We start from the raw sequence: 20093 nt of genomic DNA on the forward strand, positions 1-20093 counted from the left end.
CCGGATCGAGCACCGGCAGCTATTGCGCGGGAGACACGCGGGGAGATTAAGTCGAGCTTCCACATTCATTGCCGGGCACTGTACAAATGAAATGTCATTAGCCGATACTTTGCCCAATTGCAGACGAACAGTCGGCATCACCGTGACGTCCTGGCACGTCACCGCGGAGATGCCGCACGAAGGGACCGATATTCGTGGCGCAGCGTGTCGTGGTCACTCTCTTTGACGACATCGACGGCTCGGAAGCGGCGGAGACGATCGCCTTCGGGGTCGACGGCAGGACGTACGAGATCGACCTGAACGAAGCCAATGCCAGGGAACTCCGCGCGGCCCTGGAGCCCTACATGGCGGCCGGGCGCAAGCGCTCGCGCTCCGGCCGGACGTACCGCCAGACGGAGGTCGCCCCCGATCCGGCGGCCGTCCGGGCGTGGGCCCAGGCGAACCGGATGGACGTGCCGGCCCGGGGCCGGATCCCGAAGCGGGTGTACGAGGCGTTCGCCGAGGCGCAGTGAGCGGTGCCGCGGGTGGGTCCCGGACGCGGCGGCCCGTCTCGCGGTGAGCCCGGGGCGCGGTGAGCCCGGGGCGCTGAGCCTCGGCCCGGTGCGGCTCGGTGCCGTACGGCCGGCGCCGTGGGGCCCGGCGCGCCGTGCCGGGCCGCGGAGGGCCGGCGCACGACCGGCCCCGCGGGCGGCCCGGCGGGGCGGCGGGGCGGCGGGGCGGATTCCACCCCGCCTCGGCCCCGTGCCGGACCGCTGCGGAGGGGTTCCGGACGGGTCCGGGGACACGTCCCCGCCGAGGGGCGCGTCCCGGCACGAGCCCCGGGCAGGCGTGCGCGGCGTGCGCCCGCCGGGGCGGCCGACGGCCGCTCAGCCGCCCCCGTCACCAACCGACTTGCGCTGCACCCCGGGTGATCAGCTAAAGTCTGGAGCACGCCGAGGGGCGAGGCCGAAAGGCCCGGCCCGAGGAACATGCGGGTGTAGTTCAGTAGTAGAACATCCCCCTTCCAGGGGGAAGGCGCAGTGTGCAATTCCTGTCACCCGCTCCGCATCGCCGAACCGATCATCCGGAAGGGTCCGCCCTTCCGGATGGATCAGGTAGGCTGGTGCCCGCACCGATCGGTGAAAGCCGGTCGGGAGCCATCTGCGGACGTAGCTCAGTTGGTAGAGCGCAACCTTGCCAAGGTTGAGGTCGCGAGTTCGAGCCTCGTCGTCCGCTCGGGAATGAGACCCCGGTCCTCCACGGACCGGGGTCTTTTCGTTTCCCCGGAACTTCTCCCGGCCCGTTCCCCATGGAACTCATCGGCTTCCGGACGGCGGCCCCGCGGACGTCCGCGCTTCCGTCCTCCCGCGCCTTCCGCCGCCCCGGCTCCGCCCCTTCCCGATGGCGGCTGACATTTGTCATATCGAGTGATGACAGCGCGCACTGCTGCCCGCTCCCCCGTGCCGTGATGATCGGATCATGGAAGCGAACGGACACGAGCACGTGATCGATGTCACCGGGCTGCGGCGGGTCTACGACGGTGGATTCGAGGCGGTGCGCGGCATCGACTTCTCCGTGCGCCGCGGGGAGGTCTTCGCCCTGCTCGGCACCAACGGCGCCGGCAAGACCTCCACGGTGGAACTCCTGGAGGGCCTCGCCGCCCCCGCCGGCGGACGGGTGCGCGTCCTCGGCCACGACCCGTACACCGAGCGCGCCGCCGTACGCCCCCGCACCGGCGTCATGCTCCAGGAGGGCGGCTTCCCCTCCGAGCTGACCGTCGCGGAGACGGCCCGGATGTGGGCCGGGTGCGTGAGCGGGGCCCGCCCCGTGCCCGAGGCGCTGGCGCTGGTCGGCCTGGAAGCGAAGACCCGCACCCGGGTGAAGCAGCTCTCCGGCGGCGAGCGGCGCCGCCTGGACCTGGCGCTCGCCCTGCTCGGCGAGCCCGAGGTGCTCTTCCTCGACGAACCCACCACCGGCCTCGACGCCGAGGGCCGCCGCGACACCTGGGAGCTGGTCCGCCGCCTGCGCGACGGCGGCACGACGGTGCTGCTGACCACGCACTACCTGGAGGAGGCGGAGAGCCTCGCCGACCGGCTGGCGATCCTGCACCGGGGCCGCATCGCCGCCACCGGCACCCCCGCCGAGGTCACCGCCACCCAGCCGTCCCGGATCGCCTTCGAACTGCCCGAGGGCTACTTCGTCGGCGATCTGCCGCCCCTGGACGCGCTCGGCGTCACCGGCCACCGGACCGACGGCCGCCGCGTCCTGCTGAGCACCCGGGAACTCCAGCGCGCCGCCACCGGTCTGCTGACCTGGGCCGAGCGCGCCGGGGTGGAGCTGCGCGGACTGGACGTGCGGTCGGCCTCCCTGGAGGAGGCCTTCCTCGGCATCGCCCGGGAGGCCCGGGAGGCGGCCGGCGAGGCGCCGCGGGACACCGGCGGCACGAAGGACGCCAAGGGCCCCAAGGGCGCCAAGGACAACAAGGACGCCAAGGAAACGGAGTACACGGCATGAGCACCACCGGCACCCCGGCCGCCCCGGCCGCCACCACCCCCGTGAGCCGGATGGCCTCGCTCGCCCGCGCCGAACTCACCCTGTTCGGGCGGAGCAAGGGCACCCTGGTCGCCGCCGTGTTCGTGCCGCTGGTGCTGCCCGTCAGCGTCCGCGCCGCGGCCCAGGGAATGGACCTGGAGGAGGCCGGGCTGAGCGTCGGCACCGTGGTGCTGCCCGCGGCCGTCGGCTTCTCGCTGCTGTTCGCCGTGTACTCGGCGCTCGTCGGCGTCTTCGTCGTCCGGCGCGAGGAGCTCGTCCTGAAGCGGCTGCGCACCGGCGAGCTGCGGGACGCCGAGATCATCACCGGGACCGCGCTGCCCGCCGTCCTGACCGGCCTCGTCCAGAGCCTGCTGCTGGCCGTGGGCTGCGCCGTCCTGCTGGACCTGTCGGCCCCCTCCGCGCCGCACCTCGCGGTCGCCGGGCTGCTGCTGGGGCTGGTGCTGTGCACCGCGCTGGCCGCGCTCACCGCGAGCTTCACCCGCACCGGCGAGAGCGCCCAGGTCACGCCGATGCCGCTGATGCTCGTCTCGATGATCGGCTCCGGGATCACCTTCCCGCTGGAACTGCTGCCGGACCGGATCGCCACCTTCTGCGAACTGCTGCCCCTGACCGGCCCCGTCACCCTGCTGCGCGGCGGCTGGACAGGCGCCCTGTCGGCCTCCGAGGCGCTCTTCGCCCTGGCCACGGCGGTGGCCTGGACCGCGCTGGCGGTGTTTGCTGGGGCCCGGCGGTTCCGTTGGGAGCCGCGGCGCTGAGGCGCGACGGGCGGGGCAGTGGAGCGGGAGAGGACATGCGGGGACCGGAGAGCTGGTGGCGGAGCAAGAGCACGCCGGCCAAGGTCGAGACCTACACGAGGTGGTCGTTCCACTTCTTCGGTCTCCTTGAGACGGCCGTGATCGCCATGTCGGCCTTCGGCGAGACCGGGCCGCGGCTCGCGAGCACGCTGACGCTGCTGGTCGCGGCGCACGCGGCGCTCTGCGCGGTGACCGCCTCCCGGTCGCTGGACTTCCTGCGGGGGCTGCGACCCCGGCCGGTGCGGGCGCTGTGGACGCTGGCCGCCGCCACCGGGGTCCTCTCGGTCGGCGCCCTCGTCCTCGCGCTGCACGGCCCGTCCGGCGACGGGGTCGACACCGCGGGCGGCGCCGTCCTCGGGACGGTGACCTGCTTCGGCGCGGGCATCATGGCGCTGGCGGCGCGCGACCGGCGGCAGGTCGTCGTGATCGTGGTCTGCTGCGGGGCGGGCGCGGGCACGGCCGCCCTCGTCCTCGGCATGTCGGTCCTCGGCGCCCTGGTGACGGCCTGCGTGGTCCTGGTGGGCTCCGGGCTGCTGGCCATGACCTCGCTCTTCTCCGTGTGGCTGCTCAACGCGGTGTACGCGCTCGACGAGGCCCGCGAGACCCGGGTGCGGCTGGCCGTGGCGGAGGAGCGGCTGCGCTTCGGACGCGACCTGCACGACGTGATGGGCCGCAACCTGGCGGTGATCGCGCTCAAGAGCGAGCTGGCCGTCCAGCTCGCCCGGCGCGGGCGGCCCGAGGCGGTGGAGCAGATGATCGAGGCGCAGCGCATCGCCCAGGAGTCGCAGCGGGAGGTCCGCGACGTGGTGCGCGGCTACCGCGAGGCGGACCTGGGGACCGAACTCACCGGCGCCCGGGGCGTGCTGTCGGCGGCCGGGATCGACTGCCGGGTGACCGGCGAGGCGGCCGGGCTGCCCGCGCCGGTGCAGTCGGCGCTCGGCTGGGTGGTGCGGGAGGCGACCACCAACGTGCTGCGGCACGGCGAGGCGGAACGGTGCACCGTACGGGTGCGGACGACGAGGGGGCGCGTGGTGCTGACGGTGGAGAACGACGGGGCGGTCGCCCCGCCCGGGGCGGACACCCCCGCCGGGGCCGCCGGGACGGGCGGCTCCGGGCTGGCCGGGCTGCGGGAGCGGCTCGCCGCCGTGGGCGGCACCCTGGAGGCCGGGCGCGTCGGCGAGGACCTGTTCCGGCTGGTCGCCGACGTCCCGCTGGCCGCCGGGCCCGCTCGGGAGGCCGTGTCATGAGCGACGCCGTGCGGGTCCTGCTCGCGGACGACGAGCACCTGATCCGGGGCGCGCTGGCCGCCCTGCTGTCCCTGGAGGACGACCTGGTGGTGGTGGCCGAGGCGGCCACCGGCCCGGAGGCCCTGGCGATGGCACGGGCGCACCGGCCCGACGTCGCCGTCCTGGACCTGCAGATGCCCGGCGCCGACGGTGTGAAGGTCGCCACAGCGCTGCGGACCGAACTGCCCGGCTGCCGGGTGCTGATCGTGACCGGTCACGGGCGGCCGGGACATCTGAAGCGGGCGCTCGCGGCGGGGGTGCGCGGCTTCGTGCCGAAGACGGTCAGCGCCCAGCGGCTCGCGGAGCTGATTCGCACGGTGCACGCCGGGAACCGCTACGTCGACCCGGAGTTGGCGGCCGACGCGATAGCCGCCGGGGACTCCCCGCTGACCGCGCGGGAGGCGGAGGTGCTGGAGTACGCCGCCGACGGGGCGCCCGTGGCGGAGATCGCCGAACGGGCCGCGCTGGCGGAGGGGACCGTGCGGAACTACCTCTCGTCGGCGGTCACCAAGACCGGTGCGGAGAACCGGCATGCGGCGGTGCGGCTCGCCCGGGAGCGGGGTTGGGTATAGTGGTCCACGCGTCACGGCGCCGCCCCCGCGGTGGAGCCCACGGCGCAGTGCGAACGTAGCTCAGTTGGTAGAGCGCAACCTTGCCAAGGTTGAGGTCGCGAGTTCGAACCTCGTCGTTCGCTCCGCATAAGAGCCCCCGGTTCCGGCCGGGGGCTCTTTCGTGTGCCCGTGGTGCGGGGGCGTCCCGGGGACCGGGGGCTGGTGCCTCGGTGCCTCGGTGCCTCGGTGCCTCGGTGCCTCGGGAAGGGTGCCGTTCCCGGGTGCTTCGCGGCGGGAGCCGCCTCCGCGCGTGGCCCGGGACGGGCGTCCGCCCGGGTGCGACGGGCCGGGTGCCGCTCCCGCGGGGCCGGCGGTGGTGCCGGTCCGGGGCGACACCCGCGCCGGGGCCGACGCCACGGGGCTCTCGCGGGACGGGAGCCGCTCCGCGCCCGTCCGGGGTCCGGGGCTCCCCCGGGGCCGCGCTTGCCCGGCCCCGGTTCGGGCCGGCCCCGGGCCGGTACTCCCGCCCGGGGCGCGTCCCGCGCAGGATCATGTGCCGGGATCAGGACCAGCGCACGCCCGTCAGACGCTCGTACGCCTCCACGTACTTGGCGCGGGTGGCGTCCACGACCGCCTGCGGCAGCGCCGGCGGGGGCTGCTCGCTCCTGCGGTCCCAGCCGGACTCCGCCGAGGTCAGCCAGTCGCGCACGAACTGCTTGTCGTACGACGGCTGCGGGCGGCCCGGCTCCCACTGGTCGGCCGGCCAGAAGCGGGAGGAGTCCGGGGTGAGCACCTCGTCCGCGAGGACCAGCTCGCCGTCCGCGCCGAAGCCGAACTCGAACTTGGTGTCGGCCAGGATGATCCCGCGCTCCCGGGCGATGTCCCGGCCCCGCGCGTACACCGCGAGGGTCGCCTGGCGCAGCCGGGCCGCGGTGTCGGCGCCGACCCGGCGGGCGACCTCCTCGTAGGAGACGTTCTCGTCGTGCTCGCCGACCTCCGCCTTGGTGGCCGGGGTGAAGATCGGGGCGGGCAGCTCGGAGCCGTCGACCAGGCCCTCGGGGAGGGCGAGGCCGCACACCGTGCGCGACTCCCGGTACTCGGCCAGCCCGGAACCGGTGAGGTAGCCGCGGGCCACGCACTCCACGGGCAGCATCTCCAGGGACCGGCAGACCAGGGTGCGGCCCAGCCAGTCCTCGGGGGCCCCGGCCGGCAGCGCGGTGCTCAGCACGTGGTTGGGCACCAGGTCGGCGAGCTGGTCGAACCACCACAGCGAGAGCTGGGTGAGGACGCGCCCCTTGTCGGGGATCCCGTTCGGCAGCACCCAGTCGTACGCGGAGATGCGGTCGCTCGCGACCATCACGAGGTCGCCCGCCTCGTTCCGGTACAGGTCGCGCACCTTGCCGGTGTGCAGATGCACCAGACCCGGCACCTGGATCGGCTCGGGCTTCTCGACGAATCCGGACACGGTGTTCCTCCCCGTGGTTCTTGTCCTTTCCCACGATTCTCCCGTACCTCCGGGTCCCCGGTGGACACGGGGTCAGTCGCGTTTGCAGATGCGGTCCAGGAGGTTCGCGGTGGCGCGCTGGACGCGCTCGTCGACGTGGCCGGGGCGGTCCAGGGCCGGGGACCAGGCGAAGGTGCCGGAGGCGAAGACCCAGGCGCCCGACGGCGCCCGGTACAGGGAGGTCTCCTGGTGGCGGCGGACCCCGTGGGCGTCCCGGTAGGGGGAGTGGGCGAGCAGCACCCGCTCGTCGTGCTCGGGCAGCGGGGTGCGCGGGAAGTAGCGGTCGGCCTCACCGGCGACCAGTCCCTCGATCCCGTCGCCCTCATGGGCGCCGGCGGCCTCCCAGAGCCAGTGGCCGGCGTTGCGGACGACCAGCGGGTGCGGCTCGGGGACGGGGCCCGCGTACTGGATGCCGAGCAGGTGCTGCTCGGCCCGGTCCGCCTCCCGCCACAGCACCGGACGCCCGGGGCCCCTGCGCTTCCGGCAGGTCAGCAGGCGGTCGGGGGTGCCGGACGGGGAGGGGGCGAGGTCGACCCGCCAGTACATGGTGTTCGCGGAGAGAAAGACCAGGGAGGTGCCGCCGTCCCGGGCCCCCTCGGCGGCGCGGCGCATGGCGGCGGACCAGTACTCGTCGTGGCCGGGGAAGACCAGCCCCCGGTAGCGGGCCGGGTCGACCCGTCCGGAGTGCAGGTCGCGGGCGTCGGCGTAGGCGAGGTCGTAGCCGTAGCGCTCGGCGAAGCGGATGAAGTCGTAGGCGTGCCCCACGTGCAGCGGCAGGCCCGCGCCCGCGTACGGGCGGTCGAAGGAGACGGTGTTCGCCGCGTCGGACTCGCCCAGCAGCCGCCCCTCCTCGTCCCAGGCGTGGTAGAAGCTGGCGCCGGTGCGGCCGTCCTCCGGGTAGAGGTTGTACGCCTGCCAGGTGATGTCCGGCAGCAGCAGGAGCAGGTCGGCCGGGTGGTCGTCGCGGACGGTGAACGGCACGTGGGAGCGGTAGCCGTCGGCGGTGGTGAGCACCGCGACGTAGGCGCCGATGTTCCAGTACGACGGGATCTGGAGCCGCCAGGAAAGCCACCAGTGGTGGCAGGAGACGGTGCGGTCGGCGGCGAGCGGGGGCGGCTGCACGATGCCGGACAGGCGCGGACTGGTGGTGATCTTGGCGGCCCCGTCGCCCCCGTAGTGGCCGATGCGGTAGATGTCGACGCCGAACTCCTGGGGCGGGTCGACGGTGACGTGGAAGTCGATGGCCTCTCCGGGCGCGACGGCACCCGTCGAGGTGAAGCCCTTGATCTGCCGTCGCACGTCGTCGGCGGCGCGCGGCCCGCCCCCGTCCGGGCTCCGCCGGGCGGCCGGGCGGCCCCGGTCGGGACTCCCCGGGCGGGCCGGGGAACCGTGCGGCTCCGCCCGGCCGGGCTCCACGTACCAGGGGACGACCTGACCCGTCTCCGCGAAGTACGTCTCACCGCCGCGCAGCCAGGGCACCGGCCCCTGGCCGAAGGGGTCCGTCACGGCGTGCGCGAGTGCTCCGGACTCCCAGCGGCGGATCTGCTCCGGACCCATGGGACATTCCCCTCCCTTGTGCCCCCGTGGTCGTGCCTATGACGAACGCCGTTGCCATGTGCGCGAACGGTCCCAGCACATCACATATCGCACGCGCGCTGTCACTGTTCGTCGCGAAGTGGCCGAAAGTGGAATGCCGAAGTCCGGTTCATCGGGGGCGGGGCGGGGGCGCGGAGGTGGGCTCGGCCGGGGGCGGACGGGGCCGGGCCAGGGGCCGGGGGCGGGGCACGGACGGGCGGGACGGGGGTGGTCCGGGCCTTCCCACCGGTCACGGAAGCGGGGCGGGGCGGGGCGGGGCGGGGTGGCGTGGGGTGGGGCTGCGGTCGGCCTCGGCCGGGGACGGGTGGGCCTCGGGGCCGGGGCGGATGGGTCTCGGGCCGGGGCCGCGGCGGGCGGACGGAGCCGTCCGGTCTCGGCCTCCGGGGGCACCGGGTGCGCATGGGCGAGGAGGGGAGGTTCCGGCTCCGGTCCGCGTGACGGGTCCGGTCGGGCGTCGGTTTCGTGGCCCCGGTGTCGGCTCCGGTCCGGGCTCCGGGGGTCCGGGTTACGGGACCGGCCGAGGTCGCGGGGTCGGTAGGGGGCCGGTTTCGGCACGGGCTCCGGGGCGGGCCGAGGTCGCGGTTCCGGTCCGGGTGAACTCGGCGGTGCGGGGCCGCCGGCGTTCGGATATGACGGTGTGGGTCCTGCCTGGGCGGGGAGTTGAGCGCGGCGCGCGTCGGAGCGGTGGGGCCGGAACGGGATCGGCCGGGGAAGGGTGCAGGGCCGTGTCAGGCGCAGAGTGCGGTGCGGGGCCGTGGGTGTGCGCGCCCGCCGGCCTGGCACGCATCAACGGGTGCGGCACGCATCACCGGTGCGGCGGCGGGTCGCGGGTGCGGCGCCGGGTCGCGCGAGGGCACTGGTCACTGGCACTGGCCCCCGGACCGTGCCGGGAAGGAAGCGGTACGTGAGCGACACCCCCTGCCCGGTGTTCACGCGCACCCCGGGCAGGGGGAAGTACCCAGAGCAAGGGGCGCCCAGGGACAAGCGTGCCCGGCGCCGGGGGGCCGAGGCCCGCGGACCCCCGGGCCACGTGGCCCGGGGCGTCGGTCGGGCAGGGCTCAGACCAGGCGGACCGGCTTGTCCGGGCGTATGCCGTGCTCCACCAGCCAGGCGCGCAGGGGCGCGCAGTCGCCGCTCTCGACGAGGGCGCGGACGCGGGGGGCCAGGTCCGCCACGCGCACGCCGTCGACCAGGAGGGACGGGCCGTCGAGCCAGTCCAGCCCGGGACGGGCACCGGCGGTGTCCATCGCGGCGCAGCAGACCATGGCCGTGACGTGGTCGGTGAGGATCTCCCGACCGGTGCGCGGGGGCTGGAGCGGGACGAGGGGCAGGGGACGGTCGTCCCAGAACCCGGCGCCGGACCCGCCCGCCCCCGTGCCGGACCCGCCCGCCCCGGCGTCGGCCGCGGGCGCGGTGCCCAGGTCCTCCCGGGCCAACTGGGCGGCCAGCCCCGCGGCCAGGGCGGCGCTGCGGGGCGTGGTGCCGGCCAGGTCGTCGTCATCGTCGTCGCCGTACACGCCCTCACCGGCGCCGGACACGGTCATCGGGGGGAGGGCCGCCCAGGGCCCGTGGTCGGCGGAGCCGGGGGTGGCCGCGGATGCGGCGACGGGGTCGGGTCCGTGCCCGGCTCCCGGGGCAGGGTGGCGCGCGGCCTCGTCCTCGCCCTCGGCTCCGGGGCCGGGCTCCGGCTCGTGCCCCGCCGAGGGCCTGTGCTCGGCCGCGTCCCCGGACGCCGGGGGCGAGCCGGGTCCGGCACGGAGGCCGTCGGAGGCCGACCCCCCCGCCGTACGGGACGGATCGTCCGGGGACGACTCCCCCGTCGTACGGGACCGACCGTCGGCGGCCGACTCCCCCGCCGTGCCGGACGGGTCCTCCGTCCGTCCCGGACCGTACGGCTCGGTCCCCGTCCCGGGAGCCCCGTCATCCGTCCCGGGGCCGTCCGGCGCGGGCGGCGTCGGGGCCGCCAGGTGGTCGAGGACCCGGGCGAGCGTGGGGCCGACGGCGGGCGCGGGGCGGCGGACGCCCAGGGTGTCGAGGGCGCGGTGGAGCCGGGCCGCGTCCGCGCGCCAGGTGCGGTCGACGACCTCGTCGGGGTACGCGCTCCACTCCACCGGCGACCAGTCGGGACGGCGGGCGGCCGGGCCGCCGTGGAAGAGGCGGGCGGCGAGGAGGGAGACCGCCTCGTCCGCCACCCCGGGCTCCTCCAGCAGGTCGCAGGCGGGGCGCTCGGCCAGCCGGGAGGCGAAGCCCTCGGCCAGCCGGTCCCGGCGGGACAGCTCGGTGAGGGCGGCGACGACCCCCACGTCCAGCCGCGAGGGCCACCGGCCCATCCGCCAGGCGGGCAGCGCGACCCGGGTGAGCAGCCGGTCCCAGCCCGCGTAGGCCAGCCCGACCTGCTCCTGGGCGACGATCCGCAGGCCGTAGTCCACGGCCTGCGCGCGCTCGGCCGCCGCCGCCGCGACGCCGCGCTCCATCTCGGCGGCGTGGTCGCGGCAGGCGCGCAGCATCAGCCGGACCACCCGGCCGAGCCCCGCGCACACCGCGCGCAGGAGCGGGTGGCGCTCCCGGGCCCCGGCCACCGCCGCGGCGGCGTCGAGCCCCCGTATGAAGCGCCGGGCCGCGGCTATGTCGGGGTGCGCCGACGGGCCCGTCCCGGCGACGACCGGGGCGAGCACGGCGCGCAGCTCGCCGACGCGCATCCACCAGAGGAAGGGTGAGCCGATGACCAGCACGGGGGCCGTGGCGGCACGGCGGCGGACCGGGCCGCCCAGGCCCGCCACGTCGTCCTCCTCCACCCGCACCGGCGGCCGGCCCTGGGACCGGTGGCTGCGGTGGGTGCGGTCCTCCAGCCAGCTGTCGCAGTCCGGCGTCAGGGCTATCGCGGACGGGGCGGGGACGGCGAGCCGTTCGGCGAGGTCGCGCACCATCCGGTACAGGTCCGGCGCCGCCTCCTCGGACACCTCGACCGTCGGCGTCACGGCGGGCCGGGCGCACGCGACCACCAGGGCGACCCCGGTGGCGGCGAGCAGGACGAGCAGCGCGACCGCGCAGACGGCCCAGCGGGCGGCGTCCCAGCCCCCGCCCGCCAGACTGCCGGTGGATCCCCCGACGAGCAGGATCACGGCGGCGGCAGCGGGCAGCAGGGCGACGGCAAGGGCCCAACTGCGGACGCGCAGCACGGCCAGGGCCCGCGCTCGCGCGTCCCGGGCACCCCTCTCCACACCACCGGAACCGGTCACTTAGGACCTCACCCCCTCCTCGTCGACCTGGACCGTCCTGTCGCTCTCTCTGCTGCCCTGCTCGTGTTCATGCCCCCACTGTGTCATCCGTCACCGACACCGCAATGCCGGTGGGCCAAGTGCCGGAACGCTTGCGCGGCACCCTAGTTGGGGCCTCCACGCCCGTCAGCCGTATGGCGCAACGGTCACTCGATGGAATGGCTTTGGGGAGAGCTGAATGACGGACAGCAATGATCAGGCCCCGGCTCCTGAAAGGGAACCGGGGCCTGGTCACGGGCCGCGAACAAGGGCGCGACGCGTGGCCGGACGGGCACGGGGTTGACGTGCCCGGGCGGCCGGGACGGCCGGTCGGCGGAGGCGGGCGGGTGTGCCGGCCGCGCCGGGAGTCGACCCGGACGGGGTCGGTCCGGGCACGGGGTTGACGCCACGACGATGACGGACGCGGCGGACGCGTAGTGCGGGGGGCGTGGCGCGGGAGGCGCGGTGTGCACGGGGCCGAGGCGGACGCGGTGGACGCGACGCGTGCGGCCCCGTGCGGCCCGCGTGACGGGCACCCGGACGCGGTTACGCCCCCGCCGCCGCCTTCGCCGCGATGTCGGTGCGGTGCTGCGAACCGTCGAGGCCGATGCGGGCGACGGCCCGGTAGGCGCGGTCGCGGGCCTCGGTGAGGTCGGCGCCGGTGGCCGTGACGGACAGGACGCGCCCGCCCGCGCTGACGACCGCGTCGCCCTCGGTGCGGGTGCCCGCGTGCAGGACGTACGCGTGCGGCGCGTCCTCGGCGGCTACGGTGTCGAGACCGGTGATCGGGTCGCCGGTGCGCGGGGTGCCGGGGTAGTTGTGCGAGGCGACGACCACGGTGACCGCGGCGTCGTCGCTCCAGCGCAGCGGCTCCAGGTCGCCGAGGTTGCCGGTGGCGGCGGCCATCAGCAGCCCGGCGAGCGGGGTCCGCAGCCGGGCCAGGACGACCTGGGTCTCGGGGTCGCCGAACCGGGCGTTGAACTCGATCACGCGGACACCGCGCGAGGTGATCGCGAGACCGGCGTAGAGCAGCCCGGAGAAGGGGGTGCCGCGGCGGCGCATCTCGTCGACCGTCGGCTGCAGCACGCTCTGCACGACCTCGTCGACGAGCTTCGGGTCGGCCCACGGCAGCGGCGAGTACGCGCCCATGCCACCGGTGTTGGGCCCCCCGTCGCCGTCGAGGGCGCGCTTGAAGTCCTGGGCGGGCTGGAGCGGGCGGACGTTCACACCGTCGGTGATGGCGAAGAGGGAGACCTCGGGGCCGTCCAGGAACTCCTCGATGACGACGCGCTCACAGCCCGCGGCGTGCGCCCGGGCGGCCTCGACGTCGTCGGTGACGACGACGCCCTTGCCGGCGGCGAGTCCGTCGTCCTTGACGACGTAGGGGGCGCCGAAGGCACCGAGGGCCGCGTCGACCTCCTCGGGCTTGACGCAGACGTAGGAGCGGGCCGTGGGCACACCGGCGGCCGCCATCACGTCCTTGGCGAAGGCCTTGGAGCCCTCCAGCCGGGCGGCCGGGCCCGAGGGGCCGAAGACCGGGATGCCCGCCCCGCGCACGGCGTCGGCCACCCCGGCGACGAGGGGCGCCTCGGGACCGACGACGACCAGGTCGGCACCGAGCCCGTTGGCCAGCGCGGTGACGGCCGCGCCGTCGAGGGCGTCGACCCGGTGCAGTTCGGCGACCTCGGCGATACCGGCGTTGCCGGGTGCGCAGTGCAGCGCGGTGACGTCGGGGTCGAGGGACAGGGAACGGCACAGGGCGTGTTCGCGGGCGCCGCCGCCGATGACAAGGACCTTCACGGGCCCCAGCCTAATGGGAACGGCCGGGCGCCCTTGTGGGGGCCACCGAGGCACGGTGGGCCGGGGCCTCGGCGTTTCCTCCAAGGCACGGGCGGGGCCCGGGGTGGGTGAGCGGTACGCGGGGCCTTGGCGGGGGCTGTGCGCGGGGATGGGCCGGGGTGGGCCGGAGCGGGTCAAGGCACGGGAGCGGGGGCTCAGGCTGGGGCGGGGGACTCTGTCGCGGGCCGATCAAGCCCCAGGGTGGCGGACCCGACCCACGGGGCCAAGACCGGACGCCGGGCACCTGGGCACCTGGGCACCTGGGCACCTGGGCACCTGGGCACCTGGGCACCTGGGCACCTGGGCACCTGGGCCAACGCCCCGGGACTCCCCGGGTACCGGCCCCCTGCGCCCGGTGTGCCCACGACGCCCAGGCCCCTCCTACTCGTTCGCGATCTCCTCCATGACCGTGGCTCCCAGCTCCCGTACGAGGAGGTCCTTGCCGGAGAGGGCGGACTCGTCGAGGTCGGGATCGTCGTCCTCGGGGACGTCGTCCTCGGGGGAGACCGGGGGCCGCTCGGGCGCGGGGGGCCGGGCCGCGGGGGCGGGCGCCGGGGACGGGGCGGACGCCGAGGGCGCGGCGGGTCCGGAGGGCGGCCCGGCCGGTGCCGACGGCGGGGCCGGAGGACGCTGCGCGGGCGCACCGCCGCCGGGCGCACCGCCGTACCCTCCGCCGCCGGGAGCGCCCCCGTGACCTCCGCCGCCGAAGCCGCCGGGGGCGGCGGGCGGGGGCCCGGAGCCGCCGGAGGGATCGACGACCGCCTCGACCCTCCACTGCACGTGGAACTGCTCGGCCAGGGCCTGGCGCAGCACGTCCTCGCTGCCGCTGCTCAGGAAGTTGTCCCGGGCACCGGCGTTGACGAAACCGATCTGCAGGACGGCCCCGTCGAAGCCGGTCACCTGGGCGTTCTGGCTCAGCAGGATCCAGGTGAAGCGGCGGCGGTTCTTGACCGCCTCCAGGATGTTGGGCCAGATCGACCGCGGATCGAGCCCGCCGGCCGCGGGCGGGGCGGACGATGCCGGTGCGGCGGGCGCGGCGGGACCCGGCGGGGGCGCCGACGCCTGGGCGGGGGGCGGGGCGGACGGCCCGGCCGGGGCGGGTGCCGGGGGCTGCCCGCCGCCCGCGGGGGCCGCGGTGGGCCATCCACCGGGCCGCCGTCCGCCGCTCCCGGCGGGGGCCGCGGCGGGCCAGGCGCCGGGCGCGGACGCCTGGGCGGGGGGCTGCGCGGGAGGAGGCGGGGTGACGGGCGGGGCAGGGGTCGCGGGAGGGGCCGGGGGCGCCACGGGGGGCGCCGGGGGCGCCTGCTCACCTGCGGCGGGGGCGGGCGGCGGCCCGTCGGGAGCGCCCGGACCACCGGGGGCCCCGGGGCCCCGCACGGCGGCCCGCGCGGCGGCGGCCCCGCCACCGGGCGGCACGGGAGCGGCGCCGGGCGGCACGGGAGCGGCGCCGGGCGGCACGGGAGCGGCGCCGGGCGGCACGGGGCCCGCGCCGGGCGCGCCCCCCGCGGAGCCGTCGGGCGCGGGCACGTACGCCATGGCGGGCGCCCCGGCCCCCGGCGAGAACCGCGCCGCGCCCCGCTCGATCCGGTCGAGCCGGGCCATCACGGACCGCTCGTCGCCGTACGCGGCGGGCAGCAGGACCCGGGCGCAGATCAGCTCGAGCTGGAGGCGGGGCGAGGTCGCGCCGCGCATCTCGGTGAGCCCCTCGTTGACGAGGTCGGCGGCGCGGCTCAGCTCGGCGGCGCCGAAGGAGCGCGCCTGGGCCCGCATCCGCTCGATGACGTCGGCCGGGGCGTCGATCAGCCCCTTCTCCGCAGCGTCGGGCACGGCCACGAGGATCACCAGGTCGCGCAGCCGCTCCAGCAGGTCCGCGACGAAGCGCCGCGGGTCGTTGCCGCCCTCGATCACCCGGTCCACCACCTCGAAGGCGGCGGAGCCGTCCCCCGAGGCGAAGGACTCGACCACGGAGTCGAGCAGGGAGCCGTCCGTGTAGCCGAGCAGGGAGGTCGCCATGGCGTACGTCACACCGTCCTCGGCGGCACCGGCCAGCAGTTGGTCCATGACGGACATGGAGTCGCGCACCGAGCCCGCGCCGGCCCGCACCACCAGGGGCAGCACCCCGTCCTCGACGGGGATCTTCTCCTGGCCGCAGACCTCCGCGAGGTAGTCCCGCAGGGTGCCGGGGGGCACGAGCCGGAAGGGGTAGTGGTGCGTCCGGGACCGGATGGTCCCGATGACCTTCTCGGGCTCGGTGGTGGCGAAGATGAACTTCAGGTGCTCCGGCGGCTCCTCGACCACCTTGAGCAGCGCGTTGAAACCGGCCGACGTGACCATGTGGGCCTCGTCGATGATGTAGATCTTGTAGCGGCTGTGCGCCGGCCCGAAGAATGCCTTCTCGCGCAGGTCACGGGCGTCGTCCACACCACCGTGCGACGCGGCGTCGATCTCGATGACGTCGATCGAGCCCGGCCCGTTCCTGGCCAGGTCGCGGCAGGACAGGCAGGTGCCGCACGGGGTCGGTGTGGGACCCTGCTCGCAGTTCAGGCAGCGCGCCAGGATGCGCGCGCTGGTCGTCTTGCCGCAGCCCCGCGGACCGCTGAACAGGTACGCGTGATTGACCCGGTTGTTCCGCAGCGCCTGCTGCAGCGGGTCGGTGACATGCCCCTGCCCGATGACCTCGGCGAAGGACTCGGGGCGGTAGCGGCGGTACAGCGCGAGAGACGACACGTCTACGAGGTTATAGGCGCCCACTGACAACCCGCCCGCCCCACGGAACACAGACGCCCCCCACGCACCCGCCAGAGCCGACCTACCCTTGCTGCCTTCCGGCCCTGGGGGAGTTCAGTCAGATAGCGCCGCGTGAGGGGCTGCGCACAGGCTACCCGATCCGGGGCCCGAACAACGAGTTCGCGAGCACCGCCCAACGTCATGTAATGTTCCCGTCGGAGGATTCGCCTAGAGGCCTAGGGCGCACGCTTGGAAAGCGTGTTGGGGGCAACCCCTCACGAGTTCGAATCTCGTATCCTCCGCCACGGCTGACCAGCCGAAACGAAGGTCCCGACCGCTCAGCGGTCGGGACCTTCGTCGTTCCGTGGTCTCAGTTTTGGTCTCAGTTGGCGCGAGCGGACGGTCATGAACCTGCGCGACCGCGCCTGTGGTGCGGGTGAGTCCGAGGTTGATCAGCCAAGCGACTGCCCTGCCCTGCCGCGTCACGGGCCTGTTGCCGGAGGCACACAGGAGGCTGGACTCCACTGATCATGGAGAGAGCTTCGACGGGCCGCCGTGGAGCCACGAATTCGAGTAGTTGCGGGAAGTCCTCTGGCGGTCGCGCCCACCGATAGCCTTGAAGTGAGGGCTCGTGCAGTGAGCCATGACGAGAGGAATCCATGGCTGCAGCTGCCCCCGACGAGGTCGAGTACGGCGAGGTCTTCACCCGTCGATGGGTCGTCGAGACGATTCTTGATCTGGTCGGCTATACGGCAACCAAGGACCTCACCCAGATGAAGCTCGTTGAGCCGTCAATCGGGTCCGGAGCGTTTTTCGTCCCCGTACTGGAGCGACTACTCGAGTCTGCAAGGATCCACGGCACGGAGCTGCCGGCGCTGGCTGACTGTCTGTACGGTCTCGATCTCCAGCACGAGCATGTCGCGACCTGCCGGAAGAAGTCGGCAGACATGCTCCAAGCCGCTGGGGCAAGTCCCACAGAGGCCCGAGCCCTGTCTGCAGGCTGGCTGCGTCACGGCGACTTCCTTCTCGACGAGGTACCGACGGATGTCGATTTCGTGATCGGCAACCCGCCGTACATCCGCACCGAAGACCTCGATGATGAGACCGAGGCTGCCTACCGCAAGACATGGCGGACGATGCGTGGACGGGCGGACATCTACGTCGGCTTCTATGAGCGATCGCTGTCCATGCTCGGAAGCGGCGGGAAGCTTGGGTTCATCTGCGCGGACCGTTGGATGCGGAACGCCTACGGGAAGCACCTGCGGGGTCTCGTGACCTCACGCTACGCGGTCGAGTCCGTGTGGCAGATGCACGACGTGGACGCATTTGAAGCAGAGGTCTCGGCCTATCCGGCGATCACGGTGCTGGCCAACTCCGAGCAGGGCAGCTCCACGTTCATCGACACTACTGCCGCATTCGGAGTGGCCTCCGCGAGTGAGGCCCTGGCGTTCGTGCGGGGCACGGTGGAGGAGGCTTCAGGCCAGGGATGGGAGGGCGCACGCCTGCCCAGCTGGTTCGAGACCGACGGCTTCTGGCCTGCGGGATCCCCTCACACCATCAAGCTGCTGGAGCACCTGCAGGAGAATTTCCCGACGCTGGAAGCCGACGGCACGACGAAGATCAGCATTGGGGTCGCGACCGGAGCCGACAGGGCGTACATCATCAGCCCAGACGCTGGCATCGACGTCGAGCAAGATCGGCTGACACCCATCGTCATGGCCGACGACATTCGCGCAGGTCGCCTCACGACGCCTTCGAAGATGCTGCTGAACCCGTGGGACGACGAAGGCAGGCTCGTGGATCTCGCGGACTACCCGAAGTTCGCGGACGCGCTCGCGTCGCACCCGAACGTCAAGAAGCGCTTCGTCACGAGGAAGAACCCGAACACCTGGCACCGCACGATCGACAAGGTCTATCCGGGCCTCGCCGAACAGCCGAAGCTGCTTCTTCAGGACATGAAAGCCCAGATCACACCGGTGCTAGAGCCGGGTGGCTACTACCCGCACCACAACCTGTACTACATCGTCTCGTCGTCGTGGGACATGGAAGTGCTTGGCGGGTTGCTGCTGTCCCGGATCGCAGAAGCCTTCGTGAGTGCCTACGGCGTGAAGATGCGTGGCGGCACGCTGCGATTCCAGGCGCAGTACCTGCGGAAGATCGCTGTTCCGCGCCCCGAAGCGATCCCCGACGACATCGCCTCCAGGCTCCGTGACGCGTTCCGGGCCGGCGACAGGGCGGCTGCGACGCGTGCGGCCGAAGAAGCGTACGGGCTGCCTGCCGGCAGCATCTGAGGATCCGAATAGAAGAAGAGGGGTCATGAGCGACCTGACACCTGTCGAGACCTGGCGTGCCGCTGTTCTCGGCTACTGGACTGGCCTGGACCTACAGGCCGCCAAGCAGGGGCAGGCAACCGGGGTCAAGGACACTGGCAACCGGGCAGCCGTCACGGGCGGCAAGCAGATGGACGCGATGCAAGAAGTCGTGGCGAAAATTTGGCGCGACAATCCGGATGTCACCCTTGAGGTGCGAACGACCGGTCACAACAATCTCCCGGCGTACTTTCGGCCAGCGAAGAACTGGGACCTCCTGGTGCTCTACCGCGGCTCCCTGATCGCGGCGATGGAGTTCAAGTCCCAGCGAGGCCCCTCGTTCGGCAACAACTTCAACAACCGGACGGAGGAAGCCCTCGGACTCGCGGCCGACTCCCAGATGGCCGCGGAGCGCGGCCTGTTTGGCCAGTTGAAGCCCTGGTTCGGTTTCATCATGCTCGTTGAAAGCGCACCGGGATCGTTGAGCACGGTCAAGGTGCCCAAGAACATGCCGTTCCCGGCGGACCCGATCTTCGAGGGAGCGTCGTACATAGGCCGATACAAGATCTTCTTCGAACGCATGGTCAAGGAGGGCAACTACGACGCTGTCGCTCTACTCACCGCCGAGGCGGACAGCGAACACTTCGTCGAGCCGTCGGTGGGCTTGTCGTTGGCCAACCTCGAGGCAGAGATCCGTGCGCGCATCATGTACATCAAGACGCTGCCTGACGATGTGTTCGACGAATTGACGCTCTAGCTAGTGAGCCACGCCGGAAATCCGTTGATGAATTCTGGATGGCCCCGTGGCGGATGGCACAGCGAAGCCCCCTGCCATCAGGGGGCTTCGTCATCGATGCCTCACTGGACTTCTGGGTTGGGCGACCGGACTGTTCCCCGTCAGCCTCACGGCTGTGCTGGGCGGCTGTGACGGCTGGCGCGCGGTGCCCGCCACCCACGCAGCAACCCCTGGCAGACCATTGTGATCGTCCTCGACGGACTTCTCACCGCTGTCTTCGTGGGCGTCTGGGCCTCGAACGACGGCCTGGGTCCCACCACGGGCGATGGAGACCTACTCATTGCCGGGATCTCCAACGCCGCGGCCGCGCTGGCCGCTCTGTGCTGTTGGCAGGACTTCGCAGGCAAGGAGCGCCACCAGGGCGACATCATCGCAATCATCCCGCAGCGCGGCCCTGCCGAGCAGATCGTCGATGGCTTCCTGCCTCACAAGGCCGAGTGCTCCGGCAAGGACCATCTCGTCGTCGAGCCGGGTCTGCCGGCCATGAGCCCCGACCCCACCGGTCGTGTCACCCGCCGCGCACTGCCCGCCGGCCGGCACATCAGCGGTGGCAGATACTCCGGTCTGCACTACGTCGCCGAATGCCGGGCCGGTGGGCGCACCTTGCTCTTCTACCGCAAGAAGCCCGCACTGGAGCACCTGGTCGGACTCCTGACCTCATACTTGCCGGTGTTCCCGACGGGCCGTGATCCTGATCGCGGCCAAAACCATCACCTTCCCCTCCCGCGATGCCGCCCTAGGTAGCCTCCGGCTAGTGGGTACTCAACAAGGGGGCTTAGAAGTCATCTCATTTGGCGAGTCTGCGGTAGCAGATGAGAGTGCAGGCGATGCTGGTGAAGGCGATGAAGTGGTCGGCCTTGCGTTCGTAGCGTCGGTGGAGGCGGCGGCAGCCGGCGAGCCAG

Annotated in this window: 13 protein-coding genes, 4 tRNA genes, 1 other RNA gene and 1 pseudogene; 12 read left to right on the forward strand and 7 right to left on the reverse strand. The window is 73.6% G+C overall.

Features of this window, described 5'->3' with window-relative positions:
* The first annotated feature begins 194 nt into the window (after nt 1-194).
* The 8 genes from ACZ7LB_RS30250 to ACZ7LB_RS30285 all read left to right on the forward strand — a co-directional run bounded on the left by ACZ7LB_RS30250 (nt 195) and on the right by ACZ7LB_RS30285 (nt 5306).
* Nucleotides 195-512, forward strand: a complete 318-nt coding sequence (locus ACZ7LB_RS30250; RefSeq protein ID WP_471472632.1) for a histone-like nucleoid-structuring protein Lsr2 — start codon at nt 195-197, stop codon at nt 510-512.
* A gap of 458 nt (nt 513-970) precedes the next feature.
* Nucleotides 971-1042 (forward strand) — tRNA-Gly (locus ACZ7LB_RS30255).
* 100 nt (nt 1043-1142) lie between these two features.
* Nucleotides 1143-1215 (forward strand) — tRNA-Gly (locus tag ACZ7LB_RS30260).
* A 243-nt stretch (nt 1216-1458) separates the two neighbouring features.
* Complete coding sequence (locus ACZ7LB_RS30265) at nt 1459-2493, forward strand: ABC transporter ATP-binding protein (RefSeq protein WP_471472634.1); 1035 nt, start codon at nt 1459-1461, stop codon at nt 2491-2493.
* A complete protein-coding gene (locus ACZ7LB_RS30270) occupies nt 2490-3287 on the forward strand; it encodes an ABC transporter permease (RefSeq protein ID WP_471472637.1) in 798 nt (265 codons plus the stop codon). Before ACZ7LB_RS30265 ends, ACZ7LB_RS30270 begins: the two co-directional genes overlap by 4 nt.
* Nucleotides 3288-3322: 35 nt before the next feature.
* On the forward strand, nt 3323-4573 hold the full coding sequence (locus tag ACZ7LB_RS30275; protein ID WP_471472639.1) for a sensor histidine kinase: 1251 nt from the start codon (nt 3323-3325) through the stop codon (nt 4571-4573).
* Nucleotides 4570-5184, forward strand: coding sequence for a response regulator (locus tag ACZ7LB_RS30280; RefSeq protein WP_471472641.1), 615 nt, complete (start codon nt 4570-4572; stop codon nt 5182-5184). The genes ACZ7LB_RS30275 and ACZ7LB_RS30280 overlap by 4 nt, the downstream gene beginning before the upstream one ends.
* A gap of 49 nt (nt 5185-5233) precedes the next feature.
* Nucleotides 5234-5306, forward strand: a tRNA-Gly gene (locus ACZ7LB_RS30285).
* A 419-nt stretch (nt 5307-5725) separates the two neighbouring features.
* On the opposite strand, the gene ACZ7LB_RS30290 is transcribed toward ACZ7LB_RS30285, so the two are convergent.
* The 6 genes from ACZ7LB_RS30290 to ffs all read right to left on the reverse strand — a co-directional run bounded on the left by ACZ7LB_RS30290 (nt 5726) and on the right by ffs (nt 16230).
* Nucleotides 5726-6628, reverse strand: a complete 903-nt coding sequence (locus ACZ7LB_RS30290) for a phosphoribosylaminoimidazolesuccinocarboxamide synthase (RefSeq protein ID WP_471472643.1) — start codon at nt 6626-6628, stop codon at nt 5726-5728.
* A 72-nt stretch (nt 6629-6700) separates the two neighbouring features.
* Nucleotides 6701-8224 carry a N,N-dimethylformamidase beta subunit family domain-containing protein gene (locus tag ACZ7LB_RS30295; RefSeq protein WP_471472645.1) on the reverse strand — a complete coding sequence of 508 codons (1524 nt, stop codon included), beginning with the start codon at nt 8222-8224 and terminating at the stop codon, nt 6701-6703.
* Between the two features lie 1097 nt (nt 8225-9321).
* The gene (locus tag ACZ7LB_RS30300) at nt 9322-11502 is read right to left on the reverse strand and encodes a M48 family metalloprotease (protein WP_471472647.1); all 2181 of its coding nucleotides are present in this window, start codon (nt 11500-11502) and stop codon (nt 9322-9324) included.
* 564 nt (nt 11503-12066) lie between these two features.
* Nucleotides 12067-13320: a phosphoribosylamine--glycine ligase gene (purD, locus tag ACZ7LB_RS30305; protein ID WP_471472649.1), complete on the reverse strand. Its 1254-nt coding sequence runs from the start codon at nt 13318-13320 to the stop codon at nt 12067-12069.
* A 420-nt stretch (nt 13321-13740) separates the two neighbouring features.
* The gene (locus ACZ7LB_RS30310) at nt 13741-16086 is read right to left on the reverse strand and encodes a DNA polymerase III subunit gamma and tau (protein ID WP_471472651.1); all 2346 of its coding nucleotides are present in this window, start codon (nt 16084-16086) and stop codon (nt 13741-13743) included.
* A 49-nt stretch (nt 16087-16135) separates the two neighbouring features.
* An RNA gene (gene ffs / locus ACZ7LB_RS30315) (signal recognition particle sRNA small type) lies at nt 16136-16230 on the reverse strand.
* A gap of 73 nt (nt 16231-16303) precedes the next feature.
* On the opposite strand from ffs, the gene ACZ7LB_RS30320 reads away from it, so the two are divergent.
* The 4 genes from ACZ7LB_RS30320 to ACZ7LB_RS30335 all read left to right on the forward strand — a co-directional run bounded on the left by ACZ7LB_RS30320 (nt 16304) and on the right by ACZ7LB_RS30335 (nt 19935).
* Nucleotides 16304-16391: transfer RNA gene (locus ACZ7LB_RS30320), tRNA-Ser, on the forward strand.
* A 354-nt stretch (nt 16392-16745) separates the two neighbouring features.
* Nucleotides 16746-18377, forward strand: a complete 1632-nt coding sequence (locus ACZ7LB_RS30325) for an Eco57I restriction-modification methylase domain-containing protein (protein WP_471472653.1) — start codon at nt 16746-16748, stop codon at nt 18375-18377.
* 25 nt (nt 18378-18402) lie between these two features.
* The gene (locus ACZ7LB_RS30330) at nt 18403-19152 is read left to right on the forward strand and encodes a PaeR7I family type II restriction endonuclease (protein WP_471472655.1); all 750 of its coding nucleotides are present in this window, start codon (nt 18403-18405) and stop codon (nt 19150-19152) included.
* A 222-nt stretch (nt 19153-19374) separates the two neighbouring features.
* Complete coding sequence (locus ACZ7LB_RS30335; RefSeq protein ID WP_471472657.1) at nt 19375-19935, forward strand: hypothetical protein; 561 nt, start codon at nt 19375-19377, stop codon at nt 19933-19935.
* A 43-nt stretch (nt 19936-19978) separates the two neighbouring features.
* Here the strand turns inward: ACZ7LB_RS30335 and ACZ7LB_RS30340 are convergent.
* Nucleotides 19979-20093 (reverse strand): annotated as a pseudogene (locus tag ACZ7LB_RS30340) (IS5/IS1182 family transposase); the annotation flags it as partial.

The sequence above is a fragment of the Streptomyces sp. NPDC107521 genome, assembly GCF_055598485.1.